The sequence below is a fragment of the Chelatococcus sp. CO-6 genome, assembly GCF_001271345.1.
GTDB classification, from domain to species: Bacteria; Pseudomonadota; Alphaproteobacteria; order Rhizobiales; family Beijerinckiaceae; genus Chelatococcus_A; species Chelatococcus_A caeni.
Genome location: NZ_CP012398.1, coordinates 1,645,069 through 1,670,828, shown reverse-complemented (window position 1 = coordinate 1,670,828; position 25,760 = coordinate 1,645,069). Strand labels below are relative to the sequence as shown.

General features: G+C 70.1%; 29 protein-coding genes. 5 read left to right on the top strand and 24 right to left on the bottom strand.

Annotated elements, in window-relative coordinates:
• Positions 1 to 136 precede the first annotated feature (136 nt).
• The 24 genes from AL346_RS07850 to hslV form a co-directional block, all read right to left on the bottom strand.
• Entirely contained in the window at positions 137 to 787 is a 651-nt protein-coding gene (locus AL346_RS07850) for a phosphoribosylanthranilate isomerase (RefSeq protein WP_019403623.1), read from the bottom strand.
• Between the two features lie 90 nt (positions 788 to 877).
• Positions 878 to 1,207 (bottom strand): LapA family protein, encoded by a 330-nt coding sequence (locus tag AL346_RS07845; RefSeq protein WP_019403622.1) that lies wholly within the window; start codon positions 1,205 to 1,207, stop codon positions 878 to 880.
• A 13-nt stretch (positions 1,208 to 1,220) separates the two neighbouring features.
• Positions 1,221 to 1,550: an integration host factor subunit beta gene (ihfB, locus tag AL346_RS07840; protein ID WP_019403621.1), complete on the bottom strand. Its 330-nt coding sequence runs from the start codon at positions 1,548 to 1,550 to the stop codon at positions 1,221 to 1,223.
• 25 nt (positions 1,551 to 1,575) lie between these two features.
• Positions 1,576 to 2,544 (bottom strand): signal peptide peptidase SppA, encoded by a 969-nt coding sequence (gene sppA / locus AL346_RS07835; RefSeq protein WP_019403620.1) that lies wholly within the window; start codon positions 2,542 to 2,544, stop codon positions 1,576 to 1,578.
• A gap of 197 nt (positions 2,545 to 2,741) precedes the next feature.
• Positions 2,742 to 4,445, bottom strand: coding sequence for a 30S ribosomal protein S1 (gene rpsA / locus AL346_RS07830; RefSeq protein ID WP_019403619.1), 1,704 nt, complete (start codon positions 4,443 to 4,445; stop codon positions 2,742 to 2,744).
• A 339-nt stretch (positions 4,446 to 4,784) separates the two neighbouring features.
• A complete protein-coding gene (locus AL346_RS07825) occupies positions 4,785 to 5,474 on the bottom strand; it encodes a tRNA (guanosine(46)-N(7))-methyltransferase TrmB (protein ID WP_019403618.1) in 690 nt (229 codons plus the stop codon).
• A 22-nt stretch (positions 5,475 to 5,496) separates the two neighbouring features.
• Positions 5,497 to 6,681, bottom strand: a complete 1,185-nt coding sequence (gene metK / locus AL346_RS07820; RefSeq protein WP_019403617.1) for a methionine adenosyltransferase — start codon at positions 6,679 to 6,681, stop codon at positions 5,497 to 5,499.
• A 241-nt stretch (positions 6,682 to 6,922) separates the two neighbouring features.
• On the bottom strand, positions 6,923 to 7,354 hold the full coding sequence (locus AL346_RS07815; protein ID WP_019403616.1) for a helix-turn-helix domain-containing protein: 432 nt from the start codon (positions 7,352 to 7,354) through the stop codon (positions 6,923 to 6,925).
• Positions 7,351 to 9,006: an apolipoprotein N-acyltransferase gene (lnt, locus tag AL346_RS07810; protein WP_019403615.1), complete on the bottom strand. Its 1,656-nt coding sequence runs from the start codon at positions 9,004 to 9,006 to the stop codon at positions 7,351 to 7,353. The genes AL346_RS07815 and lnt overlap by 4 nt, the downstream gene beginning before the upstream one ends.
• Before the next feature lie 61 nt (positions 9,007 to 9,067).
• A complete protein-coding gene (locus AL346_RS07805) occupies positions 9,068 to 10,132 on the bottom strand; it encodes a hemolysin family protein (RefSeq protein ID WP_053193483.1) in 1,065 nt (354 codons plus the stop codon).
• 103 nt (positions 10,133 to 10,235) lie between these two features.
• Complete coding sequence (gene ybeY, locus AL346_RS07800; RefSeq protein WP_019403613.1) at positions 10,236 to 10,727, bottom strand: rRNA maturation RNase YbeY; 492 nt, start codon at positions 10,725 to 10,727, stop codon at positions 10,236 to 10,238.
• A gap of 2 nt (positions 10,728 to 10,729) precedes the next feature.
• The gene (locus tag AL346_RS07795) at positions 10,730 to 11,740 is read right to left on the bottom strand and encodes a PhoH family protein (RefSeq protein WP_019403612.1); all 1,011 of its coding nucleotides are present in this window, start codon (positions 11,738 to 11,740) and stop codon (positions 10,730 to 10,732) included.
• 51 nt (positions 11,741 to 11,791) lie between these two features.
• Positions 11,792 to 13,162: a tRNA (N6-isopentenyl adenosine(37)-C2)-methylthiotransferase MiaB gene (gene miaB / locus AL346_RS07790; RefSeq protein WP_019403611.1), complete on the bottom strand. Its 1,371-nt coding sequence runs from the start codon at positions 13,160 to 13,162 to the stop codon at positions 11,792 to 11,794.
• A 128-nt stretch (positions 13,163 to 13,290) separates the two neighbouring features.
• Entirely contained in the window at positions 13,291 to 14,088 is a 798-nt protein-coding gene (locus AL346_RS07785) for a 1-acyl-sn-glycerol-3-phosphate acyltransferase (protein WP_019403610.1), read from the bottom strand.
• A 7-nt stretch (positions 14,089 to 14,095) separates the two neighbouring features.
• On the bottom strand, positions 14,096 to 14,470 hold the full coding sequence (locus tag AL346_RS07780) for a Fur family transcriptional regulator (protein WP_245258933.1): 375 nt from the start codon (positions 14,468 to 14,470) through the stop codon (positions 14,096 to 14,098).
• 149 nt (positions 14,471 to 14,619) lie between these two features.
• Positions 14,620 to 15,120, bottom strand: coding sequence for a ribosomal protein S18-alanine N-acetyltransferase (gene rimI, locus AL346_RS07775; RefSeq protein WP_019403608.1), 501 nt, complete (start codon positions 15,118 to 15,120; stop codon positions 14,620 to 14,622).
• 24 nt (positions 15,121 to 15,144) lie between these two features.
• Positions 15,145 to 15,822 carry a tRNA (adenosine(37)-N6)-threonylcarbamoyltransferase complex dimerization subunit type 1 TsaB gene (gene tsaB, locus AL346_RS07770; protein WP_019403607.1) on the bottom strand — a complete coding sequence of 226 codons (678 nt, stop codon included), beginning with the start codon at positions 15,820 to 15,822 and terminating at the stop codon, positions 15,145 to 15,147.
• A gap of 91 nt (positions 15,823 to 15,913) precedes the next feature.
• Positions 15,914 to 16,474 (bottom strand): NifU family protein, encoded by a 561-nt coding sequence (locus tag AL346_RS07765; RefSeq protein WP_019403606.1) that lies wholly within the window; start codon positions 16,472 to 16,474, stop codon positions 15,914 to 15,916.
• A gap of 145 nt (positions 16,475 to 16,619) precedes the next feature.
• Positions 16,620 to 17,117 carry a universal stress protein gene (locus AL346_RS07760; protein WP_019403605.1) on the bottom strand — a complete coding sequence of 166 codons (498 nt, stop codon included), beginning with the start codon at positions 17,115 to 17,117 and terminating at the stop codon, positions 16,620 to 16,622.
• 60 nt (positions 17,118 to 17,177) lie between these two features.
• Positions 17,178 to 18,227: a tryptophan--tRNA ligase gene (trpS, locus tag AL346_RS07755; RefSeq protein ID WP_019403604.1), complete on the bottom strand. Its 1,050-nt coding sequence runs from the start codon at positions 18,225 to 18,227 to the stop codon at positions 17,178 to 17,180.
• Positions 18,228 to 18,296: 69 nt separating this feature from the next.
• Positions 18,297 to 19,847, bottom strand: coding sequence for a murein biosynthesis integral membrane protein MurJ (gene murJ, locus AL346_RS07750; protein ID WP_019403603.1), 1,551 nt, complete (start codon positions 19,845 to 19,847; stop codon positions 18,297 to 18,299).
• Between the two features lie 39 nt (positions 19,848 to 19,886).
• Positions 19,887 to 21,194: an ATP-dependent protease ATPase subunit HslU gene (hslU, locus tag AL346_RS07745; RefSeq protein WP_019403602.1), complete on the bottom strand. Its 1,308-nt coding sequence runs from the start codon at positions 21,192 to 21,194 to the stop codon at positions 19,887 to 19,889.
• On the bottom strand, positions 21,191 to 21,703 hold the full coding sequence (locus tag AL346_RS07740; protein ID WP_019403601.1) for a GNAT family N-acetyltransferase: 513 nt from the start codon (positions 21,701 to 21,703) through the stop codon (positions 21,191 to 21,193). Before AL346_RS07740 ends, hslU begins: the two co-directional genes overlap by 4 nt.
• A 3-nt stretch (positions 21,704 to 21,706) precedes the next feature.
• Entirely contained in the window at positions 21,707 to 22,273 is a 567-nt protein-coding gene (gene hslV, locus AL346_RS07735) for an ATP-dependent protease subunit HslV (protein ID WP_019403600.1), read from the bottom strand.
• A gap of 222 nt (positions 22,274 to 22,495) precedes the next feature.
• On the opposite strand from hslV, the gene hisB reads away from it, so the two are divergent.
• Genes hisB through hisF form a run of 5 tightly spaced genes read left to right on the top strand, consistent with a single transcriptional unit; the run spans position 22,496 to position 25,746 of the window.
• Positions 22,496 to 23,083: an imidazoleglycerol-phosphate dehydratase HisB gene (gene hisB / locus AL346_RS07730; protein ID WP_019403599.1), complete on the top strand. Its 588-nt coding sequence runs from the start codon at positions 22,496 to 22,498 to the stop codon at positions 23,081 to 23,083.
• Positions 23,084 to 23,091: 8 nt separating this feature from the next.
• Positions 23,092 to 23,586, top strand: coding sequence for a DUF2628 domain-containing protein (locus AL346_RS07725; protein WP_053193479.1), 495 nt, complete (start codon positions 23,092 to 23,094; stop codon positions 23,584 to 23,586).
• On the top strand, positions 23,583 to 24,245 hold the full coding sequence (hisH, locus tag AL346_RS07720) for an imidazole glycerol phosphate synthase subunit HisH (protein WP_019402647.1): 663 nt from the start codon (positions 23,583 to 23,585) through the stop codon (positions 24,243 to 24,245). The genes AL346_RS07725 and hisH overlap by 4 nt, the downstream gene beginning before the upstream one ends.
• Positions 24,233 to 24,982, top strand: coding sequence for a 1-(5-phosphoribosyl)-5-[(5-phosphoribosylamino)methylideneamino]imidazole-4-carboxamide isomerase (gene hisA / locus AL346_RS07715; RefSeq protein ID WP_019402646.1), 750 nt, complete (start codon positions 24,233 to 24,235; stop codon positions 24,980 to 24,982). Before hisH ends, hisA begins: the two co-directional genes overlap by 13 nt.
• Complete coding sequence (hisF, locus tag AL346_RS07710) at positions 24,982 to 25,746, top strand: imidazole glycerol phosphate synthase subunit HisF (protein ID WP_019402645.1); 765 nt, start codon at positions 24,982 to 24,984, stop codon at positions 25,744 to 25,746. Before hisA ends, hisF begins: the two co-directional genes overlap by 1 nt.
• The last annotated feature ends 14 nt before the right edge of the window (positions 25,747 to 25,760 follow it).

Genomic DNA, 25,760 nt, shown 5'->3' with positions numbered 1-25,760 from the left:
ATCCTTCTCAAGCGGCGGAGCCTCGGCCCGCGCCTCGTCCATTCTCTGTTCGTGCGACAACGGGGACGGCTCGCCGCCGTGGCTTCCCGTTGCATAAGCCAAAGCGGCCACCAGGGCCACCGCGGCCGTGACGCCTTCACGCCCGCGCCGCGGCGAGAAAAGCCTTGATCCTGCCCACGTCCTTCTCGCCCGGGGCGCGCTCCACCCCGGAGGACACGTCGACCCCGAGGAAGCCGGGGACGGCGGCGAGCCGCGCCACGGCACCGCCCACGTTGTCCGGATCGAGCCCACCCGAGAGCATGAAGGGCCGGCCGCCGGCCCCTGTCGCGAGGATGTCCCAGTCGAAGGCGACGCCGTTGCCGCCGGGCAGCTCTGCCCCCTTCGGCGGCTTGGCGTCGAACAGAAGGCGGTCGACGACCGGCGCATAGGGGGCGTGGCGGGCAAGGTCCGCCGCCTCGCTGACGCCGATCGCCTTCATCACCTGCGTGCCGGCGAGCCGCCGGATGGCGGCCACCCGCTCCGGTGTCTCCTTACCGTGGAGCTGGAACCAGTCGGGCCTGAGGCCGTCGCGGATGGCGGCGATCGCCGCATCGTCGGCATCGACGGTGAGCGCGACGATCTCGGCGCGGCCGCGCACGGCCCCGGCGAGGGCGATAGCCTCGGCGAGCGAGACGTTGCGCGGGCTCTTGGGAAAGAAGACGAAGCCGACCATGTCGGCGCCCGCCGCGAGCGCCGCGGCGACGGCCTCGGCGCTTCTCAACCCGCAGATCTTGACGATGGTGGACATGACGCCTGCAAGTGGCATGGCGGCACCGGCTTGTCCATCGGGTGCCGTCCGGTTACGCGACAGCGAAGCCGGCCGAAATGCTTCGGCGGCTCACGCCTTCGGCAGCGCGGCCCGCCCCGCGGCGCCGCGCAGTTGTTCGGCCTCGCTGCGCCATCGGTCCGCCTCGCGGCGATAGCGCTTCTCCGCCTTGCGGTGCTTGCCCTGGGCGAGCCAGGCGGCAATGCCGCCGACGAGGACGCCGAGCATCACCGCGGCGAAGATGACGACAAAGAACGGCACCGTCACGGCAAGGGCCGGCTCGGTGCGCGAGAAGGGGTCGAAGGACAGCTCGACCGGCGCGCGGTTGGCCACCGCCAGGAGCACGATGACGACCGCGACCGGCGCGAGCACCAGGAACTTGACGAAGCGCTTCACCGTCACGGCTCCACTTCCCTCACGCGCTCACGCTCATGGCAGCCTTCCTGCCCGTCGCCGGGGCGGCGGCACTGCCGTTGAGGCGCAGGCGCATCTCCTTGCCGGTCTTGAAGACGGGAATCATCTTCGACGCAACATCGACCGTCTCGCCCGTGCGCGGGTTGCGGCCGACGCGCGCATTGCGCTGCTTGACCGAAAAGGCGCCGAACCCGCGCAGCTCGACCCGATCGCCGCGCGCGAGCGCGCGGGTGATCTCCTCGAGGATCGCATTGACGATGTTCTCGACATCGCGCTGGTAGAGGTGCGGATTCTGCTCGGCAATCCGCATCACGAGCTCGGACTTGATCATATCCCCCGCCTATCCCTTTGAAATTTCAATTATTTTGAAGCGAAGGGTGCCAGACGGCAAGGAGGCCGTCAAGCCGTCCCGCTTCTTCGCGCAGCGCAACCGTCCTGAGCGCGCCGGCGAGGTCGTCATAGCCGGCAAAAGCTGCCGCGCGACCGAGGAGCGACCAGAGGGACAGCCCGAGACGCTCGCTCTCGGGCTTCCATTCGCGGACCGGCAGATCGCTGGCGAGCTTCTTCTCCCTCTCGAGCCAGGCCACCGCCTGGCGCTGGCCGCCGAGCTCGTCGACGAGGCCGAGATCCTTCGCCTGACGCCCCGTGAAGACGCGCCCGTCGGACACCTGGTCGAGCGCCGGGCCGGAGAGGGAGCGACGCTGGCCGACGAGGCCCTTGAACCAGGCGAAGGAATCACGAACGACGCTCTCGAGCGCGGCACGCGCCTCCGGCGAGGTGGGCTCGAAGCCGTTCGGCGCCGCCTTGAGGGGGCTCGACTTCACCTCCTCCACCTTCACCCCGAGGGTGTCGAGCAGGCCGGCGAGGTTGGGATACTGGATCAGGACGCCGATGGAACCGACGAGCGAGGTGTCGCGCGAGACGATGCGCTCGGCCGCAAGGGCGGTGATATAGCCGCCGGAAGCGGCGAGGCCGTCGACGAGCGCGACCGTCGGCTTCTCCGCGGCGAGCTCGCGCAGCGCCGTATAGATCGCCTCGGCGCCGGAGGTGGTGCCGCCGGGGCTGTCGACGCGCACCAGCACGGCGCGCACCGAGCGGGCGTCCTTGACTCGCCTGATGAGGTCGAGCGTGCGCTGGTCGCCACTGATGAAGCCGCCGATGCGGATGGCGGCGATCTGGTCACCCGTGACCACCGAACCCGCGCCGAACCGCGCACCGAGCGCGACCACGACGGCGATGAGGGCGAAGACGGCAAGGACGCGCCAGAACGAGAGCTTGCGCCTCAGGCGCCGGCGGTCTGCCATGATGTCGGCATCGTATGTCATTGGCGAAGCTCGGCTCTTCACCTCGGCTGGTCGGGACGCCGTGGACACTAGCCCCGGGCCCCGTCACGGGCAAGGCGGGGTGGTGACAAAAAGCAGGCAAAGCAAAACCCGCCTGGAGGCCGGGCGGGTCGCTTGCGAAGATCACCTGCAGATCGTGCTGCGGGGCGGCATGGCCGTCCCGCAACGAAGATCGCGGCTTACTTCTTCTCGTTGGCGCGCTTGAGGGCGGCGCCGAGGATGTCGCCGAGCGAGGCGCCCGAGTCGGTCGAACCGTACTGGGCGATCGCCTCCTTCTCCTCCGCGACCTCGAGGGCCTTGATGGAGAGCTGGATGCGGCGGGCCTTGCGGTCGAACTGCACGACGCGGGCATCGACCTTCTCGCCCGGGGCGAAGCGCTCGGGGCGCTGCTCGGAACGGTCGCGCGCGAGCTCGGCGCGGCGGATGAAGGCGGTCATGTCGGTGTCGACGATCTTCACCTCGATGCCGGAATCCTTCACCTCGACCACCTCGCAGGTGACGACGGCGCCCTTCTTGACATCGCCGGCATCGGCGAAGGGGTCGCCCTCGAGCTGCTTGATGCCGAGCGAGATGCGCTCCTTCTCGACGTCGACGTCGAGAACGACGGCACGCACCACGTCGCCCTTCTTGAACTCCTCGATGACCTGCTCGCCGGGACGGTTCCAGTCGAGATCCGACAGGTGGACCATGCCGTCGACGTCGCCGTCGAGACCGATGAAGAGGCCGAACTCGGTCTTGTTCTTGACCTCGCCCTCGACGACGGAACCGATCGGGAACTTCTCGGCGAAGGCATCCCACGGGTTCTGCAGGGTCTGCTTGAGGCCGAGCGAGATGCGGCGCTTGACCGGATCGACCTCGAGGATCTGCACCTCGACCTCTTGGGAGGTCGACACGATCTTGCCGGGGTGGACGTTCTTCTTCGTCCAGCTCATCTCGGAGACGTGGATGAGGCCCTCGATGCCCGGCTCGAGCTCGACGAACGCACCGTAGTCGGTGATGTTCGTCACGCGGCCCTTGAAGCGGGCGTTGACCGGGTAGCGGCCGGCGATGCCTTCCCACGGATCGGCCAGCAGCTGCTTGATGCCGAGCGAGATGCGGTGCGTCTCGTGGTTGATCTTGATGATCTTGACCTTGACGGTCTGGCCGATCGAGACGACGTCGGTCGGGTGGTTGACGCGCCGCCACGCCATGTCGGTGACGTGCAGCAGGCCGTCGATGCCGCCGAGGTCGACGAAGGCGCCGTACTCGGTGATGTTCTTGACCACACCCTCGACGACCTGCCCCTCCTCGAGGTTGGCCACGAGCTCGGAACGGGCCTCGGCGCGCGTCTCCTCGAGCACCGTGCGGCGCGAGACGACGATGTTGCCGCGGCGGCGGTCCATCTTGAGGATCTGGAACGGCTGCGGCACGCCCATGAGCGGCGTGACGTCGCGCACCGGACGGATGTCGACCTGCGAGCGCGGCAGGAAGGCCACGGCACCGTCGAGGTCGACGGTATAGCCGCCCTTGACCTGGTTGAAGATGATGCCGGTGACCTTCTCGTTGTCCTCGAAGGCCTTCTCGAGCTTGACCCAGCTCTCTTCCCGGCGCGCCTTGTCGCGCGAGATGACGGCTTCACCGAGCGCATTCTCGATGCGCTCCAGGTAAACCTCGACCTCGTCGCCCACGTCGAGCGACTGGTCCCGACCCGGACCGACGAATTCCTTGAGAGCAACGCGGCCTTCGGTCTTCAGGCCGATATCAATGACGGCGACGTCCTTCTCGATGGCGACGACGCGGCCCTTGACGACGGAACCCTCGACGGGCTCGGCATGCGAGAAGGACTCTTCGAGAAGCGCCGCGAAATCTTCACGGGACGGGGCCTGGTGAGCGGATACGGACATTCGGTCTCCTAACGCCGATCAAGGCGGACAACGCCGGCGGCTGGTGTTGCATCACGCCCCCTGTCGCCGGCCGCACGGAATACGCACGCATTCCATGCGGTAGTGGCCGCCCGCCTGCACCTTGCGGCTCGGCGGCCGTGCCGGCGTCTTGAACCGGCGACGGAGAGCGTCTGATCATGTCGGGGAGCGGGGTCTTGCGGCACGGAGCCCATTTCGCACGAAGGAAATGGAAAACTCCGCCGCACACAGGATGCAGCGCCCCACCGAACGGTGGTGTCATAACGAAAACGCGGCTTTTCCACAAGCGGAAACGGCCGGGCGAAAGGGAAAAGGAGCCGGTCAGCGCCGCGCGAAGGTGAGATACATCGGCGGCCGCCCCTCGCGCAGGGCCTTGGCCTCGTAGCGCGTGCCGGGCCAGCCCGCCCAGGGCCGGCGCCAGTCGTCCGCCCGCTCGGCCTGCCAGGCGAAGAGGCCGCTGCGGTCGATCCGCGCCAGCGCCCAGGCGGCATAGTCGTCGATGTCGGTGGCGAAGCGCAGCTCGGTGCCCGGCCGCATGACGCGCGCGAGCGCGGCGAGGGTTTCCTCGCCGATGAAGCGGCGCTTGCGGTGGCGGCGCTTCGGCCAGGGGTCGGGATAGAGCACGAAGACGCGGCCGATCGCCGCTTCCGGCAGGCGCGGCAGGACGAGGGCCGCATCGTCGTCCCAGACGCGCAGGTTGGCGATCGCGTGCTCCTCGACGCCGGCGAGGAGCTTCGCCATGCCGTTGACGAAGGGCTCGCAGCCGATGAAGCCGATGTCCGGGTTCTCGCGGGCGCGGGCGAGAAGGTGCTCCCCGCCGCCGAAGCCGATCTCGAGCCAGACCTCGCGGACCGGATGCGGGAACAGGTCCGCGGGGGCGAGCGGCTCCGTGCCCGCCGGCAGGCGCAGGCGCGGCAGCACCTCCGCCATCAGGCGGGCGTGGTTGTCGCGCAGCCTGTGGCCCTTGCGGCGCCCGTAGAAGGCGCCGCCCCTGTCCTGCTCCGCGATCACGCGTGCCGTCCGGATACCTGCCTCAGCCGAGCGCGGCGCGGATGGCGCCGGCGAGATCGGTGCGCTCCCAGGAGAAGCCGCCGTCCGCCTCGGGGGCGCGGCCGAAATGGCCGTAGGCCGAGGTGCGGGCGTAGATCGGCCGGTTGAGGCCGAGGTGCTCGCGGATGCCGCGCGGCGACAGGTCCATCACGTCCATCAGCACGCGCTCGAGCCGCGCCTCCTCGACCTCGCCGGTGCCGTGCAGGTCGACATAGAGCGACAGCGGCTTGGAGACGCCGATGGCGTAGGAGAGCTGGATGGTGCAGCGCTGGGCGAGGCCCGCCGCCACCACGTTCTTGGCGAGGTAGCGCGCGGCATAGGCGGCCGAGCGGTCGACCTTGGTCGGGTCCTTGCCCGAGAAGGCGCCGCCGCCGTGGGGGGCCGCACCGCCGTAGGTGTCGACGATGATCTTGCGGCCGGTCAGGCCGCAGTCGCCGTCCGGGCCGCCGATGACGAACTTGCCCGTCGGGTTGACGTGCCAGATGGTCTTGTCGTCGATCCAGCCCGCGGGCAGCGACTTGCGCACATAGGGCTCCACGATCGCGCGGATGTCGTGCGAGGTCAGCTCCTTGCCGGCATGGCTCTCGATGTGCTGCGTCGAGACCACGATCTGGGTGACGCCGACCGGCTTGCCGTCGGCGTAGCGCACCGTCACCTGGCTCTTGGCGTCCGGGCCGAGCAGGCCGGTCTCGCCGGACTTGCGGGCGGCGGTCAGCGTCTTGAGGATCTCGTGGGCGTAGTAGATCGGGGCGGGCATCAGCTCGGGCGTCTCGCGGCAGGCGTAGCCGAACATGATGCCCTGGTCGCCGGCGCCCTCGTCCTTGTTGCCGGAAGCGTCGACGCCCTGCGCGATGTGCGCCGACTGGGCGTGCAGGTGCACCTCGACCTTGGCGGTCTCCCAGTGGAAGCCTTCCTGCTCGTAGCCGATGTCCTTGACGGCGAGGCGGGCGAGGTGGGCGATGTAGTCGTTCGTGATGTCGGACGGGCCGCGCACCTCGCCGGCGATGACGACGCGGTTGGTGGTCGCCAGCGTCTCGCAGGCGACGCGCGCCTCCGGCATGGCGCCGAGATAGGCGTCGACAATCGTATCCGAGATCCGGTCGCAGACCTTGTCAGGATGGCCTTCCGAAACGGATTCGCTGGTGAAGAGATAGTCCGAACGCGCCACGTTCCCGATCCTTTCGTCACACGCCGAGGCCGCCTGGAGGCGGATTCCCGATCAGGTTGAAACGACCTGATCGGGAATCCGTCTCCGAGCTTTAAGAAAGAGACCGTTTTACAGACCGGATCGCATCGCAGTCCGATCGGAACGGGCTCTAGCCCGAAGGCGAGGTGTTGTGACAGCCCGGACGCACAGGGTCAAGATGGAATGACGGACGGGTTCGATAGAGCGAACGAAACGGACGGCGTCAGGCGTCCTCGCCTTCCGTGTCGGCGAGAGCGACGACGAGGTCGACGATGCGCCGGCGCACCTTCGCGTCCTTGATGCGGATGAAGGCCTTGGTGAGCTGCACGCCCTCGCTGGTCGACAGGAAGTCGGACACATAGCTCGAGGACGGCGCCTCGGCGAAGCCGCCGGCCACCCCGTCCGCCGCCGGCGCGCCGTCGAAGAAGAATTCCACCGGCACGCCAAGGACCTTGGCGATCTGTTGCAGGCGGCTCGCGCCGATGCGGTTCGTGCCCTTCTCGTACTTCTGCACCTGCTGGAAAGTCAGGCCGAGGGATTCGCCAAGCTTTTCCTGGCTCATGCCGACGAACATGCGTCGCATGCGCACACGGCTGCCGACATGTTTGTCGATCGGATTGGGGACTTTCTTGACGCTCGCAGGCGCTGTTCTCATGGTCTTCCCGTCCGTTCGTCGCGGCCCACCCGGCCACGTCGCCGTGCGGTCATCGCGCCGGCGGCTACACTCAAGGTGAAGAACCAGAATACCACATCCCCGAGCCGGGCATAAATCGTCGGTGACAGGGCTTCGGGCAAGGGGGCGTCGAGGACGCCTTCCGTCCCCAGCGGCAGCGAGGCGATGATCCGGCCGTAGCCGTCGACGACCGCCGAGATGCCCGTGTTGGCCGCGCGCACCAGGGGAATGCCCTCCTCGATGCTGCGCAGCCGGGCCTGGGCCATATGCTGGTAAGGCCCCGGCGTTTCCCCGAACCAGGCGTCGTTCGTGACGTTGAGCAGGACGCCGGGACGCGTACCGTCTTGCGGCAGCACCGCGCCCGGAAAGATCGCCTCGTAGCAGATGAGCGCCGCCACCGGCGGCAGGCCAGGCACCGGCAGGACGGTTCGCTCGCGCCCGGCCTCGAAGCCGCCCGGCGCATGCACGAACTGGCGCAGGCCCAGACGGCGCAGCAGCCCGTCCAGCGGCAGGTATTCGCCGAAGGGGACAAGGTGAACCTTGTCGTAGATGCCGGTGATGCGGCCTTCGTCGTCGACGACCTGGACCGCATTGAAGAAGCGCAGGCTCGTCTCGCCGGGGAGCGGCTCCATCGCCCGCGCGGCGCCCGTGACGAGCACGGCCCCGGGCGGCAGGAGCGCCGCGATGGCGCCAAGGGCATCTGGGTCGCGCGCCAGAAGGAACGGAAAGGCGCTCTCCGGCCAGACGAGATGGGTGACGCCGTCCATGCCCCGAGCCGCGCCGGCCGGCGTGACGCCGGCACCCTGCGCGGCGGGCCCGTTGTCGCTGAGAGCAAGATAGCGGTTGAGGATCGCCTCCCGGTTGTCGGGCCGGAACTTGGCATCCTGCGGCAGGTTGGGCTGCATGATGCGCAGCGCGACGCCCGGCACCGTCGGCGAGGGCGCCGTGGGCACGCGCCACAGCCCATAGCCGGCCATCGCGGCCAGGATGACGAGGCCGGCGACGCTCGGCCCCGCACGGCGCCAGCGCCCGCCGTCGTCGGCGAGGGTCGCCGGTGCCGCGAGAATCGCCGCCGCGAGCACGGTCAGGCCGTAGAGCCCGACGAGGGACGCCACCTGCGCCAGGTGCTGCTGCTGGCCGAGGGCCATGCCGAGGCTGTTCCAGGGAAAGCCCGTGAGGATGTGGCCGCGCAGCCATTCGGCAACGGCAAGGCCCGCGGCGAAGGCGAGGATGCGGGCCGGGCCGGGGGACCAGATGAGCCGTGCGAGGCCGAAGCCGAGGGCATAGAAGAAGGCGAGCCCCGCGGGCAGGCCGAGGACGCCGAGCGGCAACGCCCAGGCGAACTCGTCCGCCTCCACCAGGAAGGCGGCGCCGAGCCACCACAGGCCGGCGAGAAAATAGCCGAAGCCGAACCACCAGCCGATCGCCGCGGCCGCCAGCACCGTGCGCGTCGGCGTGCGCCCGCCCGCCCCGTCGATGAGCCAGACGGCGAGCGGCAGGCTAATGAAAAGGATGGGCCACAGCCCGAAGGGCGGCATGGCGAGGGCGGCGAGCGCCCCTGCCGCGAAGGCCGTGAGGCGCCGTCGCCAGCCCCAGGACAGGACGACGCCGCGCGCGAAGCCGGCGAGCGTCAAGCGGCGGCCCCCGGCTTCTGATCCTCCAGCGCGTCCCGCGCCGGAGCCACGGTGCCTTCCGTCACGGGCGTGGGCGCTTCGGCCCCCCGCCCTCGGCCCTGCGGCCGGCGCGGCGCACCGGGGCCGGCTCGGTCCTGACCTTGTGGATGCGGATCTTCTTCAGGCGGCGCGGGTCGGCATCGAGCACCTCGAACTCGAGGCCCTCGGGCCCCGGCACCAGCTCGCCGCGCACCGGCACGCGGCCGGCGAGGGTGACGATGAGGCCGCCCAGCGTGTCGACCTCCTCGGCGATGTCCGCCTCGGCGAGCTCGACGCCGAGGGCCTCCGAGACGTCCTCGAGGCTGGCGCGCGCATCGATGATCCAGCGCTCCTCGCCGTCGGCGACGATCTGCGAGGCCTCCTCGTCGTCGTGCTCGTCCTCGATGTCGCCGACGATCATCTCGACGATGTCCTCCATCGAGACGAGGCCGTCGGTGCCGCCGTATTCGTCGATGACGAGGGCCATGTGCGTGCGCGTGGTCTGCATCTTCACGAGCAGGTCCATGGCCGGCATGGACGGCGGCACGAAGAGCACTGGGCGCAGGATGCTGGCCCGCGAGAGCGGGGCCTCGAGGTCGACGCCGAGCCGCATGGCCTGGGCCTGCACCTCCACCGGCGCATCGCCGCGGCCGCGCCCGACGTTGCGGCGCAGGCGCTCGCGCCCGGCCGTCTCGGCCCGCGCTGCGATGTAGTCGACGAAATCGCGGATGTGCACCATGCCGAGCGGCTCGTCGAGGTTCTCGCCATAGACGGGAATGCGCGAATGGCCGGCCGTGCGGAAGAGGTGCAGCACGCTCGCGAGGGTGGCGGAAGCCTGGACGGCGACGATGTCGGCGCGCGGCACCATCACGTCGTTGACGCGCAGCTCGCGCAGCGACAGGACGTTCTTGAGCAGGGAACGCTCGATCGGCGTGAATTCTCCGCCGGGCAAATTTGTGTCGAGCGCATCCGCGAGATCCTCGCGGATCGATGGGCCGGCCTTCAGCCTGAGGCCCGTGAGCAGCCGCTCTATCCAGCTTTCGTGCTCTCCATCCCGCCCGTGTGGGGCGGGCCTCGCTTCCTCGCTCGAACTTCGATCCTCGCTCATCGTCCTTCTTGGCTCCAGGAGCATGATCGCCAAGGGCCGCGGCCCGTTCGGAGGCGCTTCATGCACTAACAACGACTTGGGGGCGGGATGATCCCGCCACCCTTCACTCGCCCAAGGCCGCACCGGCGTAAGGATCGGCGATGCCGAGCCCCGCCAGGATGCGGATCTCGAGACCTTCCATCTCCTCGGCCTCGACGTCCGTCTCGTGATCATAACCGAGAAGATGCAGCATCCCATGCACGACGAGATGGGAGAGGTGGTCGGCCAGGGCCTTGCCTTCCTCGTCCGCCTCCCGCCGCGTGGTCTCGAAGGCGATGATGACATCGCCGATATGGGGTGCCGACGGCAGTTGTTCAGGGGCACAGGCCGGGAAGGACAACACGTTCGTCGCCTTGTCCTTGCCGCGCCAGCGGGCGTTGAGCGCGCGCACGGCCTCGTCGTCCGCAAGGACGATGCTCACCTCGGCGCCCGGCGCGACCGGACGCCCGCCGGCATCGAGGGCCGCCTGCGCCGCGCGCGCGACGAGCGCATCCGCGCCGGCCAGTTCGTCCCAGCCCTCGCTCTCGACGGCGATGTCGATATTGGCGCCGCTCACGCTCAGATCCCCCGGCCGACCTCGTCATAGGCCTTGACGATGCGCCGCACGAGCTCATGCCGCACCACGTCCGCCTCCTTGAAGGTGATGCGGCCGATGCCCTCGACGCCGTCGAGGATGCGCACCGCCTCGACGAGGCCCGACACCTGCCCGGGCGGCAGGTCGATCTGCGAGGGGTCGCCCGTGACGATCATGCGCGAGCCTTCGCCGAGCCGGGTCAGGAACATCTTCATCTGCATGGAGGTGCAGTTCTGCGCCTCGTCGAGCAGGATCGCGGCATTGGTGAGCGTGCGCCCGCGCATGAAGGCGAGCGGCGCGATCTCGATGACGCCGGTGGACAGGCCGCGCTCGACGTGGCGCGCCTCCATGAAGTCGTAGAGCGCGTCGTAGACCGGCCTGAGATACGGGTCGACCTTCTCGCGCATGTCGCCGGGCAGGAAGCCGAGGCGCTCGCCCGCCTCCACCGCCGGGCGCGACAGGACGAGCCGCTCGACGACGCCCTGCTCGAGCAGCGAGACGGCATGGCCCACGGCGAGCCAGGTCTTGCCGGTGCCGGCCGGGCCCTCGGCGAAGACGAGCTCGCAGCGGCGCAGGAGGCGCAGATAGGCGTCCTGCGCCGCGTTGCGCGCCCTGACGGCGCCGCGCTTGCGCGTCGCGATCTGCTCGAAGGTCGAGCGCTGCTGCGCCTCGTCCGCCGGCGGGAAGAGCGAGCCCTGGCGGGCGCTCTCGGCAATGGCGCCGTCGACGTCGCCGATGGAGACGATCTCGCCGGCGCGCGCCCGCTCGTAGAGGCTCTGCAGCACGCGGCGCGCCTGCTCGGCCGCCTCGCTCGTGCCACGGATGACGATGTGGTTGCCGTTGGCGTTGGCGAGCACGCCGAGACGTCGCTCGAGATGGGCGAGGTTCTGGTCGTACTGGCCGGCGACGACGCTGGCGAGCCGGTTGTCTTCGAAGGCGATCTTGATCTCCGGGGCATCGCGGGCGCCGCCATAGGCCTGCGACCTGTCCTTCACCTGACGCTGCGGCAGACCATCGTCTGGCTTCAAGCTCGTTCTCCTCGCGTCCTAGGCTGCGCTCGCCCTCTCTTCGGGCGGGCCGGCAGCGAGCCGGCCGAACAGGCTGTTGGGGGCCGTCCCGACGATCTCGACCGGGACGACGTCGCCGACGGTGAGGCCCTCGGCCTCGAGCTGCACCGCCTGCAGATAGGGCGATTTGCCGGCGAGCTGGCCGGCATGGCGCCCGGGCCGCTCGATGAGGACATCGACCGTGCGCCCGACGGTCGCGGCGTTGAACGCGCGCCGGTCCTCGTCGAGGGCGGCCTGCAGGCGCGCGAGCCGCTCGGCCTTGACGGGCTCGGGCACCTGCCCCTCCATCTCCGCCGCCGGCGTGCCGGGGCGCGGGCTGTACTTGAAGGAATAGGCGCTGGCGAAGCCGATGTCGGCGACAAGGCGCATGGTGGCCTCAAAATCCGCGTCGCTCTCGCCGGGAAAGCCCACGATGAAATCGGACGACAGCGCGATGTCGGGACGGGCCTTGCGCACCGCGTCGATGATGCGGCGGTATTCGTCGCCGGTATGGCGGCGGTTCATGGCCGCGAGGATGCCGTCCGAGCCCGCCTGCACCGGCAGGTGGAGATAGGGCATCAGCGCCGGCAGGTCGCGATGGGCGGCGATCAGCGTCTCGTCCATGTCGCGCGGATGGCTCGTGGTGTAGCGCAGGCGCGCGACGCCAGGCACCTCGGCCAGCCGCTCGAGCAGCATGCCGAGCGTCCAGTCGCGCCCGTCCGGCCCCTCGCCGTGATAGGCGTTGACGTTCTGGCCGATGATGGTGATCTCGCGCACGCCCGCCCCGGCGAGCCGCTCGGCCTCGGCGAGGATCTTGGCGACGGGGCGGGAGACCTCGGCGCCGCGCGTATAGGGCACGACGCAGAAGGTGCAGAACTTGTCGCAGCCCTCCTGCACGGTGAGGAAGGCCGAGACGCCGCGGGCACGGATCTTCTCCCGCGCCGGGGCCGGCAGGTGGTCGAACTTGTCCTCGGCCGGGAATTCCGTGTCGACGACGCCGGGACGCGCGCTCGCCTCGGCGAGGAGCTCGGGCAGGCGGTGGTAGCTCTGCGGCCCGACCACGAGGTCGACGACCGGCGCGCGGCGCACGATCTCGCCGCCCTCGGCCTGGGCCACGCAGCCGGCGACGACCACCTGCGTCCCGCGCCCTTCGGTGGCGCGTTCCTTCTTCATCTCGCGCAGGCGGCCGAGCTCCGAATAGACCTTTTCGGCGGCCTTCTCGCGGATGTGGCAGGTGTTGAGGATGACGAGGTCGGCGTCCTCCGCCGTTCCGGCCTCCACATAGCCCTTGGCTGCCAGCGCGTCCGCCATGCGCTCCGCATCGTAGACGTTCATCTGACAGCCGTAGGATTTGACGAAAACCTTCTTCACTGCCTGCCTGCCACCCGCTTTCGACTCAACGCTCCGGGCCGACCTGCCCGTCCCTCCTGTTTAAGGCTTCTCGCCTCCGGAGAGAATAGGCAAGGCAAGACGGCGGATGAATGACGTGGCCGGCGGCCTCAGGGGCCGCTCGCCCGCGCCGCCCGCGCGGCCGCGCGCACCACGTCCTCGGCCGCCTTCGTCGCCTCCTTGCGGTCGCTGCCGCCGTTGAAGGCGATGGGCTCGCCCCAGGTGATGCGCACGTCGAACGGCGCTCCCGAGATGACCGCGGCGAGGTGCGGCGCAAGCTCCATGTCCCCGTGCCAGGCGATGTCGGGCCGCTCGTTGCGGCCGAGCGGCAGGCCGTGGCGGCCGACATAGGTGATGGCGAGGGGCCGCAGCACGATCTCGGAGGCGGGCGCCTCGGCATCGGCCACCGCATCGCGCGCGGCGCCGACGAGGGCGGAGCGGAAGGGCAGGATACGCAGGCCGTCGCCGGTGGTGCCCTCCGCGAAGAGCACCATGGCGTCGCCCCGGCGCAGCCTGTGCGCCACCTCGACATTGGTTGCTGCCGTCGCCTTGCGGCGCGTACGGTCGATGAAGACCGTGCGCTGCAGCCGGGCCAGCAGGCCGACGACCGGCCAGCCGTTCACCTCGGCCTTGGCGATGAAGGAGAGCGGCGTCAGCGTCGAGATGACGGGAATATCGAGCCACGAGACGTGGTTGGCGAGGATGAGGGCCGCCTCGCGGCCGTTCGGCGGCCTGCCCTCCACCTTGATGCGGATGCCGAGCACGCTGCAGATGAAGCGGTGGTAGACGAGGGGGATGAGGCGCGCCGCCCGGCTGTCGAGCCTGACCGCGAGCGCCTGCAGCGGGATACCGACGAGCGTCGCCGGCACGATGAGCGACAGGCGCAGAATGCCCCGCAGCGACAGCATGGCTCGTTCAGTCCGCCTTGTCCTCGAGCGGCACGGCATAGAGCTCGAGCCGGTGGTGCACCAGGCGGTAGCCGAGGCGCCGGGCGATCTCGGCCTGGAGCCGCTCGATCTCCTCGGAGTGGAATTCGATGACGTCGCCGGTATTCATGTCGATGAGGTGGTCGTGGTGCTCCTTCGGGGCGCGCTCGTAGCGCGCGCGGCCGTCGCCGAACTGGTGTCGCTCGATGATGCCCTTGTCTTCGAAGAGCTTGACGGTGCGGTAGACGGTAGACAGCGAGATGCGCTCGTCGACGGCCGCCGCGCGCCGGTGCAGCTCGACGACATCGGGATGGTCGTCGGCATCGCCGAGCACCTTGGCGATGACGCGGCGCGGGCCGGTCATGCGCATCCCGCGGGCGACGCAGGCGCGTTCGATGGCGTTGCCTTGCAGTCTGCGCTTCACCCCCGCCAAGCGGCTCGCCTCCCTTTCCTCATCATCCCGCTCTTATAGGAAGCCGGATGACGCGCGTCCATGCCGGCCGGAAGCGCGGCTCACGACAGGTCGCGCGCCATGACGAGGGCGGTCGCCGTGCTGCCGTCGGCCTTGCGATAATAGCCGTTACGCCGGCCGACCTCCTCGAAGCCGAAGCGCCGGTAGAGCGCCAGGGCCGGGGCATTCTCGGCCTCGACCTCGAGGAAGATGCGCCGGGCACCGCGTCCGGCGAGCGAGCCGAGGTGATGGGCGAGGAGATGGCGGGCGAGCCCCCGGCCCCGCCGCGCCTCGGCGACGGCGATGGTCAGGATCTCCGCCTCGTCGGCGGCGATGCGCGACAGGGCGAAGCCGTCGAGGGCCCGGCCATCCGCCGCAAGGACGCCCTCCGCCACGTTGGTGCCTGCGGCGATGAGCCGCTCGAACTCACTCGCCTCCCAGCCGCGGGCGAAGGAGGCGGCGTGGATGGCCGCGACCGCCGCCGCGTCGGCAGGCGACAGCGGCCTGACGGAGGCTGCGGGAAGATTGGATGAAGCGCGGCCCAGCCAGCGGTCGAGAATCATGGCGCGCCGATTATCACCGATGGCTCAGCGCCGGGGAATGCGCATGTGTTCCTGCGGCTTGGCGTCGGGGGCGCGCAGGTAGACGGGCTTGGGCAGCGCCGTCGCCGGGTCGGCCGCCATGCCGAGCCGCGCCACCCAGGCGATGTGCGGCGCGATCTCGGCATCGGCGATCTTGGCGTCGACGCCGAGATTGCGCAGCTCGTGGCCGAGGATCGCCGCGCCGGAGCCGGCGATGGTCATGGGGCCCGAGCCGATGACGCGGGCGGCATCGCGCACCGAGACGTGGCGGGCCGGCACGATGGTGCGCCCGCCGGCCGCGATGCACTGGAAGTAGAGATGGCCGTGGCGCGCATCGATGGCCGCGGCATTGAGGCGGTTGCCGCCGGCCGCGACGAGCGGCGCGAGGAAGGCCGACAAGGTGGTGACGCCGACGACCGGCACGCCGGCGGCAAGGCCGATGGCCCGGGCCGCCGAGATGCCGACGCGCAGGCCCGTGAAGCTGCCGGGACCCACGGTGACCGCGACGCGGTCGAGCGTTTCGAAGCCGCCCGGCACGGCCGCCATGACGCGCTCGACGAGCGGCAGCAGCGCCTCGGCGTGGCCGCGCGCGAGCACCATGGTCTCTTCCGCAAGAACCGTGCTGCCGTCGAGAACGCAGGCGGAACAGGCGCCGAGCGCCGTGTCGATGCCGAGAACGCGCAAACTGAAGTCTCCCTCGCTGGCACGTCCTCTAGATCGCCGCGCGCGACGCTGGCAACCGTTTTTCGCGTTCCGCCGGGCCTGGCCCCAGCCCTCAGACAGCCTCAACCTCGCGCACGTCGGGCAGGAAGTGCTGCAGGAGATTCTGGATGCCGTGCTTGAGCGTCGCCGTCGAGGAGGGGCAGCCGGAGCAGGAGCCCTTCATGGCGAGATAGACCACGCCGTCGCGATAGCCGCGGAAGGTGATGTCGCCGCCGTCGCCGGCCACCGCCGGGCGCACGCGCGTGTCGAGCAGCTCCTTGATGGTCTCCACGGTCGCGGCATCTTCCTCGGCGAAGAACTCGTCCGCATCGTCCATGTCGACGCCGGCATCCTCGCGCAGGAGCGGCGCGCCCGACATGAAATGCTCCATGATGGCGCCGAGGATGGCGGGCTTCAGGTGCTGCCACTCGCCGCCCGTCTTCGTCACGGTGATGAAGTCGTAGCCGAAGAAGACGGCAGCCACGCCGTCGATGGCGAACAGCCGCTCCGCCAGCGGCGAGCGCGAGGCGTCCTCGCCCGAGCGCAGGTCGAGCGTGCCCTCGGGCAGAACGGTGCGCCCGGGCAGGAACTTGAGGGTCGCCGGGTTCGGCGTGGCTTCGGTCTGGATGAACATTCGGGTCTCTCCTCACGCGACCGGGTCAAGAACCGGCGGTGAAAATGCTGCGGCTGTCGGCTCATTCCTTAGAACGATTCCAACAGACAATACACCCTTCAATGTGGCGGTTCTTTTGTCCGGCGCAAGGTTCGGCGCGGGTCGCTCAGGCGAGCGCGTCGATTTCCTCGTCGGTGAGATGGCCCGGCACGATGGCGACGGGGATGGGGAAGCTCGCCGCCGCCTTGCCCGCCATCATCGAGACGAGCGGCCCTGGCCCTTCGGAGCCGGTGCCGGCGGCGAGGACGAGAAGGGCGATGTCCTCGTCCTCCTCGATATGCCGGACGATCTCCTCGGACTTGTTGCCGACGAGCACCACGCGCTCGGGCTCGAGGCCGGCGATGTCGCGCACGCGGGCGCTCGCCGTATCGAGAAACTCGTTCGCCTCCTCCACCGCCTCGGCCTGCATGAGCTCGCCGACGCCGAGCCAATGCTGGTATTCTCCCGGCGGGACGATGCTGAGCAGTGTCACAGAGACGCCGGTGCGCGCCGCCCGGCGGGCGGCGAAATAGATGGCCCGGTCGCACTCGGGCGTGTCGTCCACCACCACCAGGAACTTGGCGCGATGGCCCGCTTCATAGGATCGCCGCCGCTTGCCGGTCATCGATCACCGCCTTCGTGTCCGCCGCTGTCGCCCCGATGCTGCCAAGCGGCGCGGCGCGGATCAACTGTTACGCGCGGAACGAATGAAGCCGACGATGTCATAGACGGCGTCGAGCGTCTCGCGCGCGATGACGCGCGCCCGCTCCGCCCCCCTGCCGAGCACGGCGTCGATATGGCCGGGATCCGCGACGAGGCGCTTCATCTCGGCACCGATGGGGCCCATCTTCTCCACGGCGAGATCGACCAGCGCACCCTTGAAGGAGGAGAACTGGGCGCCGCCGAACTCGTGCAGCACCTGCGACTTCTCCACACCCTTGAGGGCGGCGAAGATGCCGACGAGATTCGCCGCCTCGGGCCGGCTCTCGAGGCCGGCCTCCTCGCTCGGCAGCGGCTCGGGATCGGTCTTGGCCTTGCGGATCTTCTGGGCGATGGCGTCGGCATCGTCGGTCAGGTTGATGCGCGAATAATCGGACGGGTCCGACTTCGACATCTTCTTGGAGCCGTCGCGCAGCGACATGATGCGCATGGCCGGGCCCTGGATCAGCGGCTCGGTCAGCGGGAAGAACATGTCGCCATGGCCGTTCTCCGCGATGGCGGCGGCATAGTCGTTGTTGAACTTCTGCGCGACGTCGCGAGTCAGCTCGAGATGCTGCTTCTGGTCCTCGCCGACGGGCACGTGCGTCGCGCGATAGGCGAGGATGTCGGCGGCCATCAGGGTCGGATAGGCATAGAGCCCGACGGAGGCGTTCTCGCGGTCCTTGCCGGCCTTCTCCTTGAACTGCGTCATGCGGTTGAGCCAGCCGATGCGGGCGATGCAGTTGAAGATCCAGGCGAGCTCGGCATGCTCTGCCACCTGGCTCTGGTTGAAGACGATGTGCCGCTCGGCATCGATGCCCGCCGCGAGGAAGGCCGCCGTGACCTCGCGGATCTGCCGGCGCAGCTCGCCGGGATCCTGCGGCACGGTGATGGCGTGCATGTCCACGACGCAATAGATGCAGTCGTACGTCTCCTGCAGCGGCACGAAGCGCGAGATGGCGCCGAGATAATTGCCGAGATGGAGGTTGCCCGTCGGCTGTACCCCGGAAAACACCCGTTCCTTGAAAACCGCCATTGCCTGCTCCCCTGACACGAGGCGCGGCCTTATCGCAATGCCGGGCGCTTCGCGCAAGATGCGGCGCGCTCAATGGCGCAGGAGCCGGCGCGGGTCGACCCGCAGGGCGAGGCACAGGGCGCCGTAGATCGCGAGGCCGGCGAGGCAAATGGCGGCGAGGAGGGCAAGGCTAAGGATTCCATTGCCCGTCGGCGTCAGGTTGTCGGCACCCGATGCGGCGAGGCCGGCCACCGCCGCGGCCATGACGGCGCTCGCCAGCCCGAGGCGCAAGATGCGGCCGGCATCGAGCACCGCCGCGGCCCGCCGTACGGCAGGGGAGAGAAGGAGCAGGGCCGCATTCACCGCAAGCCCGGCGGACATCGCGAGCGCGACGCCGGTGGCGCCGGGCAGGCCTTTCAGGGCCACGCCTGCCAGAAGGGTGGCGGCGATGCCGCCGAGCGTCGCCATGACCGGCACGCGCATGTCGCCCTCGGCAAAGGCCGCCTGCATGAAGACGCGCGCCAGTGCCGCCGCCGGCAGGCCGACGGCGAGCGCCCGCAAGGCATCGGCGGTCATGGTCGCATCATGCGCGGAGAACGCGCCACGAACGAACAGCACCGCCGCCATCGGCTCGGCGAGCACGAGGAAGGCGGCGGCAGCCGGCAGGGACAGGGCGAGCGCCGCCTCGCCGGCACGGGCGGCCATGGCACGGCGCGCATCTGCGCCGGCCGCCCGGGCGGCGATCTCCGGCAGGACGACCATGCCGGCCGCGAGCGACACGAAGGAGAGCGGCAGCTGGAACAGCCGCTCGGCATAGTAGAACCAGGACACGGCCGAGGGTATGGCCGAGGCGAGCTGCGTCGCCGCCACGGCCATGAGCTGCGGCGCGGCATTGGCCACGAGGGCCGGGCCGCTCAGGGCGAAGAGCCGCCGCATGTCGGGGCTCCAGCGCGGCCGGGCAAGACCCGGCCATACCCCGCGGCAGGCCGCCATCACGGCGACGAGCTGGAGAAGCCCCGAGAGGCCGACGCCGAGCGCAAGCCAGGTCGCCGCCCGCGCCTCGTCGAGCGCAAGACCGGACAGGACGGCCAGCAAGACGAGGAGCACGACATTGGCCGCGAGCGCGATCGCGGCGACGGCGGAAAAGCGCCGCTCAGCCGACAGGAGCGCCGTCAGCAGCGCCGCGAGGAGCGAAAAGCCGATGAAGGGGGCGGCCAGCCGCAAGTAGGACGCGGCGAGCGGCAGGCGCTCGTCCCCGCCGGCATAGCCCGCCGCCAGCGTCAGGACGACGAGCGGGGCGAAAAGCGCGACGAGCGCGACGAGCACGAGGCCGAGAAGGGCCGTCGCGACGATCGATTCGGCCACGAAACGTCTGCCGGCCGCCGGGCCCCGCTCCGCGCCGATGCGCAGGAGGAGGGGCACGAAGGCACCGTTCAGCCCGCCGTCGGCGAGGACGCGGCGCACGAGATTGGGCAGGCGGAAGGCGACGAGGAAGGCATCGGCCACCGGGCCGGCGCCGATGACGGCGGCGATGGCGACGTCGCGAACGAAGCCGAGAATGCGCGAGCCGGCCGCGCCGAGCCCGACGAGAAGCCCCGCGCGGGGCAGCGGGGAGGCCGTTTCGGCCGCGGGCGCGCTCACCGCCGCTGCCCGCGACAGATCGATTCGGCGCCGGACCGATCAGAGGATGAAGCGGCTGAGGTCGGCATTCTGGGCGAGTTCCCCGACCTCGCGACGCACGTAGTCGCCATCGACCGTCACCGTCTCGCCGCCGCGATCGGGCGCCGTGAAGGAGATTTCGTCGAGCACCCGCTCGATGACCGTCTGCAGCCGGCGGGCGCCGATGTTCTCGACGGTCCGGTTGACCTCGACGGCGATATGGGCGAGCGCGTCGATGGCGTCGTCGGTGAAGGCGAGCGTCACGCCCTCCGTCGCCATCATGGCGACCGCCTGCTTGACGAGGCTCGCCTCCGTCTCCGTCAGGATGCGGCGGAAGTCGGCCTCGTCGAGCGACGACAGTTCGACGCGGATGGGCAGGCGGCCCTGCAGCTCCGGCAGCAGGTCCGACGGCTTCGCCACATGGAAGGCGCCGGAGGCGATGAAGAGGATGTGGTCGGTCTTCACCGCCCCGTGCTTGGTCGAGACCGTGGTGCCCTCGATGAGCGGCAGGAGGTCGCGCTGCACGCCCTCGCGCGAGACGTCGGCCCCGCCGCGGCCCTCGCGGGCGCAGATCTTGTCGATCTCGTCGAGGAAGACGATGCCGTTGTTCTCGACCTCGCGGATGGCCTCCTGGACGATCTGGTCCTGGTCGATGAGCTTGTCGCTCTCCTCCGCCACCAGCGGCTCGTAGGCGTCGCGCACGCTCATGCGCCGCGGCTTGGCGCGGGTGCCGAAGCCCTTGCCGAAGATGTCGCCGAGCGAGATGGCGCCGACTGAGGCGCCGGGCATGCCGGGCAATTCGAACATGGGCAGCCCGCTCGCCTGCGTCTGCAGCTCGACCTCGACCTCCTTGTCGTCGAGCTCGCCGGCCCTGAGCTTGCGGCGGAAGGAATCGCGCGTCGCCTGGCTCGCGGTGGCGCCGACGAGCGCATCGAGCACCCGCTCCTCGGCGGCGAGCTGGGCCTTCGCCTCCACATCCTTGCGCCGCGCCTCCTTGACGAGGGAGATGCCAACCTCGAGGAGGTCGCGCACGATCTGCTCGACGTCGCGGCCGACATAGCCGACCTCGGTGAACTTCGTCGCCTCGACCTTGAGGAAAGGCGCATTGGCGAGCCGCGCGAGACGGCGGGAGATCTCCGTCTTGCCGCAGCCGGTCGGGCCGATCATGAGGATGTTCTTGGGCAGGACTTCCTCGCGCAGCGGCCCCTCGAGCTGCTGGCGCCGCCAGCGGTTGCGCAGGGCGATGGCGACGGCGCGCTTGGCCTCCTTCTGCCCGACGATGTAGCGGTCGAGCTCGGAAACGATCTCGCGGGGGGAGAAGTTGGTCATTGCTGTCCTCGTTGCGCCGCGCCGTCGCGCACCATGAGAAGCACGCGGCCGAAGGGCGTATCTCTTTCCTCGAGCGGCCGGAAGCCGGCCTTTTCATAGGCCCGGATGGCCCGGGCGTTCGATGGATTCGGATCCGTCACGATCCGCGGCACGCCTTTGCTTTCCAGCATCTCGCAGAAGCGGCGGATGAAGGCCGTGCCGTGGCCGAGGCCCACCATGTCGGCCTCACCGATGAACTGGTCGATGCCGCGCGCCCCCGCCGGCTGGTCGGCATAGGGGTGGTCCGGCTCGGCATGCACCACGTAGCTCTGGAGGAAGCCGATCGGCCGCCCGGCATGGGCGACGATGAAGGCCTCCATGGCCGGGTCGGCCAGATCGGACCGGATGCCTTCGAGCTCGCTCTCGACCTCGCCCCACCAGGCCGCGACATGCGGCGTCGCGATCCAGCGTCCGAGGAGGCCGAGATCCGCCTCCGTCACCGGCTCAAAGGAGTAGGGGGACGCGGACATGCCTCAGGCGTTCTCCAGGGTCTCGATGACGAGGTTGCCGTTGGTGTAGACGCAGATGTCCGCGGCGATGGCGAGCGAGCGGCGCACGATGTCCTCGGCATCGTGGGTGCTGTCGGCGAGCGCTCGTGCCGCCGCGAGCGCATAATTGCCGCCGGAGCCGATGGCCATGATGGAGGTGCCGTGGATCGCCTCCGGCTCCAGCACGTCGCCGGTGCCCGAGAGAAGGAGGCCGATGTTCTTGTCGGCCACCAGCATCATCGCCTCGAGGCGGCGCAGGTAGCGGTCGGTGCGCCAGTCCTTGGCGAGCTCGACGCAGGCGCGCATGAGCTGGCCGGGGAACTGGTCGAGCTTGGCCTCCAGACGCTCGAACAGCGTGAAGGCGTCCGCCGTCGCGCCGGCGAAGCCGCCGATGACCGCGCCCTTGGCGAGGCGGCGCACCTTGCGGGCGTTGCCCTTGATCACCGTCTGGCCGAGGCTCACCTGGCCGTCGCCGCCGATCACGGTGCGCCCGTCCTTGCGGACCATGAGGATGGTCGTCGCGTGAAACTGCCCGTCCGCCGCTGTCTGCATCAAGCTCACCATTCCCTCGCACCGGTATCCGACCTGCCGGCGACCGGTCGATCATCCTGCAACATCGCCTTCATGTAGGCGTTTTTCGCCCGTCGGCCAACGCCGCCCGCAACAGAAGGGCCGGGTGACGGGCGGGCGCGACGAAGCGCAGGGTGGCGCCGGGCGGCGTCGCTTGCTAGAAGGCGTGCGCCGCGACAGCGGCTCTGACGGAGATGAGAACCCATGCGCACCGCCAGCGTGTCACGCCGCACGAGCGAGACGGACGTTTCGGTGAAGCTTGCCCTCGACGGCGCGGGCAAGGCCGAGATCGCGACCGGGGTCGGCTTTCTCGACCACATGCTCGATCTCCTGGCCCGCCATGCGCTCTTCGACCTCACCGTCTCCGTCACCGGCGACACGCATATCGACGACCACCACACGGTCGAGGACAGCGCCATCGCGCTGGGCCAAGCCTTCGCGCAGGCCCTCGGCGACAAGCGCGGCATCGCGCGCTATGCCGACGTCCACCTGCCCATGGACGAGACGCTGACGCGCGTCGCGCTCGACATCTCGGGCCGGCCCTTCCTGGTCTTCCGCACCGCCTTCGCGCGCGACAAGATCGGCACCTTCGACACGGAGCTGGTGCGCGAGTGGTTCCAGGCCTTCGCCATGAATGCCGGCATCACGCTGCACGTCGAGACCTTGTACGGCGACAACCAGCACCATATTGCGGAGAGCTGCTTCAAGGGCCTCGCCCGCGCGCTGCGCCGCGCCGTGGCCCTCGATCCGCGCGAGGAGGGCCGCGTGCCCTCGACCAAGGGATCCCTGTAGAGGACGCCATGGCGGTCTATACGCTGCACCTGCCGGCGGGCGCGCAACCGGGCGATGCCCGCGCGCTCGACGAGGCCGTCATCGTCAAGGACGGCATCGCCTGGTGGGCGCTGATCTTCCCGCTCGTCTGGTTTCTCTGGAACCGTCTGTGGCTCGGCGCGCTCGCGGCCCTCGGGGCGTCCGTGCTCGTCGCCGCCGCCGGGCGGGTCTTCAACATGACGCAAGGGGCGACGACGCTGCTCGGCATCCTCTTTGCCGTGCTCCTCGCGCTCGAGGCCAATGCCTTCCGGCGCCGGGCGCTGGAACGGCGCGGCCTCGCCGCCGTCGACGCGGTCGTCGCCGACGATCTCGAAAGCGCCGAGGTGCGCGCCTTCGCCCGCTGGCTGTCACGGGAAGCGCCGGCGCCGGCCCCGCGCGGCCCCGTCGCCGCGCCCGCCATGCCGGCCCCGGCGCGCGAGGCGCCGGTCATCGGCCTCTTCCCTGAAACGGAGCGCCGGCCATGAGCGCAGCGCCGACCATCGCCATCATCGACTACGGCTCCGGCAACCTGCATTCGGCGCACAAGGCCTTCGAGCGCGCGGCCCGTGAGGCCGGCAGCGACGCGCGCGTGAGCGTCACCAGCGACCCCGACGCGGTGCGCCGGGCCGAGCGCATCGTGCTGCCCGGCGTCGGCGCCTTCGCCGACTGCCGCCGCGGGCTCAATGCGGTGCCGGGCATGGTGGAGGCCCTCGAGGAGACGGTGCGCGGCCGCGGCCGGCCCTTCCTCGGCATCTGCGTCGGCATGCAGCTTCTCGCCACGCGCGGCCTCGAATACGAGACGACGCCGGGCCTCGACTGGATCAGCGGCGATGTCGCGGCCATCGCGCCGGCCGACACCACGCTCAAGATCCCGCACATGGGCTGGAACACGCTCGACGTGCGGCGCGCCCATCCGCTCCTCGCCGGGATCCCGACGGGGACGGACGGCTGGCACGCCTATTTCGTGCATTCCTACGCGCTCACGCCGGCGGATGCCGACGATCTCGTCGCGGTGACCGACTACGGCGGGCCGGTGACGGCGGCCGTCGCCAGCGACAATATCGCCGGCACGCAGTTTCACCCGGAGAAGAGCCAGAAGCTCGGTCTCGCCCTCATCAAGAACTTCATCGGTTGGCGCCCGTGATCCTGTTTCCCGCTATCGATCTCAAGGAAGGCCGGTGCGTGCGCCTCGTCCAGGGCGACATGGACAAGGCCACCGTGTTCAACGACGACCCCGCCGACCAGGCGGCGCGCTTCGCGGAGCAGGGCTTCGAATGGCTGCACGTGGTCGACCTCGACGGGGCCTTCGCCGGCCGGCCGATGAACGCCGCCGCGGTCGATGCCATCCTCGCCCGCATCGCGCTGCCGGTGCAGCTCGGCGGCGGCATCCGTGACCTGCGCACCGTCGAGGGCTGGCTCGAGAAGGGCGTCCGCCGCGTCATCATCGGCACCGCGGCCGTGCGCGATCCCGATTTCGTGCGCGAGGCGGCGCGCCGCCATCCGGGCGGCGTCGCCGTCGGCATCGACGCGCGCGACGGGCGCGTCGCGGTGGAAGGCTGGGCCCAGACCTCGGAAATGACGGCGGAGGACCTCGGCCGCCGCTTCGAGGACGCGGGCGTCACCGCCATCATCTATACCGACATCGCCCGCGACGGCATTCTCACGGGCCTCAACATCGAGGCGACGCTGCGCCTCGCCGAGGCGGTGTCGATCCCCGTGATCGCCTCGGGCGGGCTCGCCTCGATCGAGGACGTGCGGCGGCTGCTGCAGCCCGACTGCCAGAAGATCGCCGGCGCCATCAGCGGCCGGGCCCTCTACGACGGGCGTCTCGACCCGGCGGAGGCCATGGCGCTCATCCGCGCCAGCCGCGGGGCCGCCTGATGCTCAAGATCCGCGTCATCCCCTGCCTCGACGTCAAGGACGGCCGCGTCGTCAAGGGCGTGAAGTTCCTCGACCTGCGTGATGCCGGCGATCCCGTCGAATGCGCCATCGCCTATGACGCGGCGGGCGCGGACGAACTGTGCTTCCTCGACATCACCGCGAGCCACGAGGATCGCGGCATCCTGCTCGACGTCGTGCAGCGCACGGCGGAGGCCTGCTTCATGCCGCTCACCGTCGGCGGCGGCGTGCGCACGGTGGACGATATCCGGGCACTCCTGCTCGCCGGTGCCGACAAGGTGTCGATCAACACGGCGGCGGTGAAGAATCGCGATTTCGTGAAGGAGGCGGCCGAGAAGTTCGGCGACCAGTGCATCGTCGTCGCCATCGACGCCAAGGCCGTCGGGCCGGGCCGGTGGGAGATCTTCACCCACGGCGGCCGCAATGCGACAGGCATCGACGCCATCGCCTTTGCGCGCGAGGTGGTCTCGCTCGGTGCCGGCGAGTTGCTCGTCACCTCCATGGACAAGGACGGCACGCGCTCCGGCTATGACCTTGCGCTGATGCGCGCCATTGCCGATGCGGTCTCCGTGCCCGTCATCGCCTCGGGCGGCGTCGGCACGCTCGACGACCTCGTGGCCGGCGTGCGCGAGGGCCATGCGAGCGCGGTGCTCGCGGCCTCGATCTTCCATTTCGGCCAGCACAGCGTCGGCGAGGCCAAGCGCCACATGGCTGCGGCCGGCCTGCCCATGCGCCTCGACACCTGAGCCGGAGGCCTGTC

Bases quoted from the DNA above. Each gene is read 5' to 3' on its own strand.
- rimI (WP_019403608.1), bottom strand. From the start codon at position 15,120: ATGATTCTCGACCGCTGGCTGGGCCGCGCTTCATCCAATCTTCCCGCA.
- AL346_RS07760 (WP_019403605.1), bottom strand. From the start codon at position 17,117: ATGACCGGCAAGCGGCGGCGATCCTATGAAGCGGGCCATCGCGCCAAG.
- AL346_RS07740 (WP_019403601.1), bottom strand. From the start codon at position 21,703: ATGTCCGCGTCCCCCTACTCCTTTGAGCCGGTGACGGAGGCGGATCTC.
- AL346_RS07785 (WP_019403610.1), bottom strand. From the start codon at position 14,088: ATGCTGTCGCTGCGGGGCATTCTGCGCCTGTCGCTCATCGTGCCGGCG.
- AL346_RS07815 (WP_019403616.1), bottom strand. From the start codon at position 7,354: ATGAGAACAGCGCCTGCGAGCGTCAAGAAAGTCCCCAATCCGATCGAC.
- hisH (WP_019402647.1), top strand. From the start codon at position 23,583: ATGAGCGCAGCGCCGACCATCGCCATCATCGACTACGGCTCCGGCAAC.
- hslV (WP_019403600.1), bottom strand. From the start codon at position 22,273: ATGCAGACAGCGGCGGACGGGCAGTTTCACGCGACGACCATCCTCATG.
- trpS (WP_019403604.1), bottom strand. From the start codon at position 18,227: ATGGCGGTTTTCAAGGAACGGGTGTTTTCCGGGGTACAGCCGACGGGC.
- sppA (WP_019403620.1), bottom strand. From the start codon at position 2,544: ATGACATACGATGCCGACATCATGGCAGACCGCCGGCGCCTGAGGCGC.
- AL346_RS07780 (WP_245258933.1), bottom strand. From the start codon at position 14,470: ATGACCGGCCCGCGCCGCGTCATCGCCAAGGTGCTCGGCGATGCCGAC.
- hslU (WP_019403602.1), bottom strand. From the start codon at position 21,194: ATGACCAACTTCTCCCCCCGCGAGATCGTTTCCGAGCTCGACCGCTAC.
- ihfB (WP_019403621.1), bottom strand. From the start codon at position 1,550: ATGATCAAGTCCGAGCTCGTGATGCGGATTGCCGAGCAGAATCCGCAC.
- AL346_RS07805 (WP_053193483.1), bottom strand. From the start codon at position 10,132: ATGAGCGAGGATCGAAGTTCGAGCGAGGAAGCGAGGCCCGCCCCACAC.
- hisF (WP_019402645.1), top strand. From the start codon at position 24,982: ATGCTCAAGATCCGCGTCATCCCCTGCCTCGACGTCAAGGACGGCCGC.
- AL346_RS07765 (WP_019403606.1), bottom strand. From the start codon at position 16,474: ATGTTCATCCAGACCGAAGCCACGCCGAACCCGGCGACCCTCAAGTTC.
- AL346_RS07850 (WP_019403623.1), bottom strand. From the start codon at position 787: ATGTCCACCATCGTCAAGATCTGCGGGTTGAGAAGCGCCGAGGCCGTC.
- hisB (WP_019403599.1), top strand. From the start codon at position 22,496: ATGCGCACCGCCAGCGTGTCACGCCGCACGAGCGAGACGGACGTTTCG.
- AL346_RS07725 (WP_053193479.1), top strand. From the start codon at position 23,092: ATGGCGGTCTATACGCTGCACCTGCCGGCGGGCGCGCAACCGGGCGAT.
- rpsA (WP_019403619.1), bottom strand. From the start codon at position 4,445: ATGTCCGTATCCGCTCACCAGGCCCCGTCCCGTGAAGATTTCGCGGCG.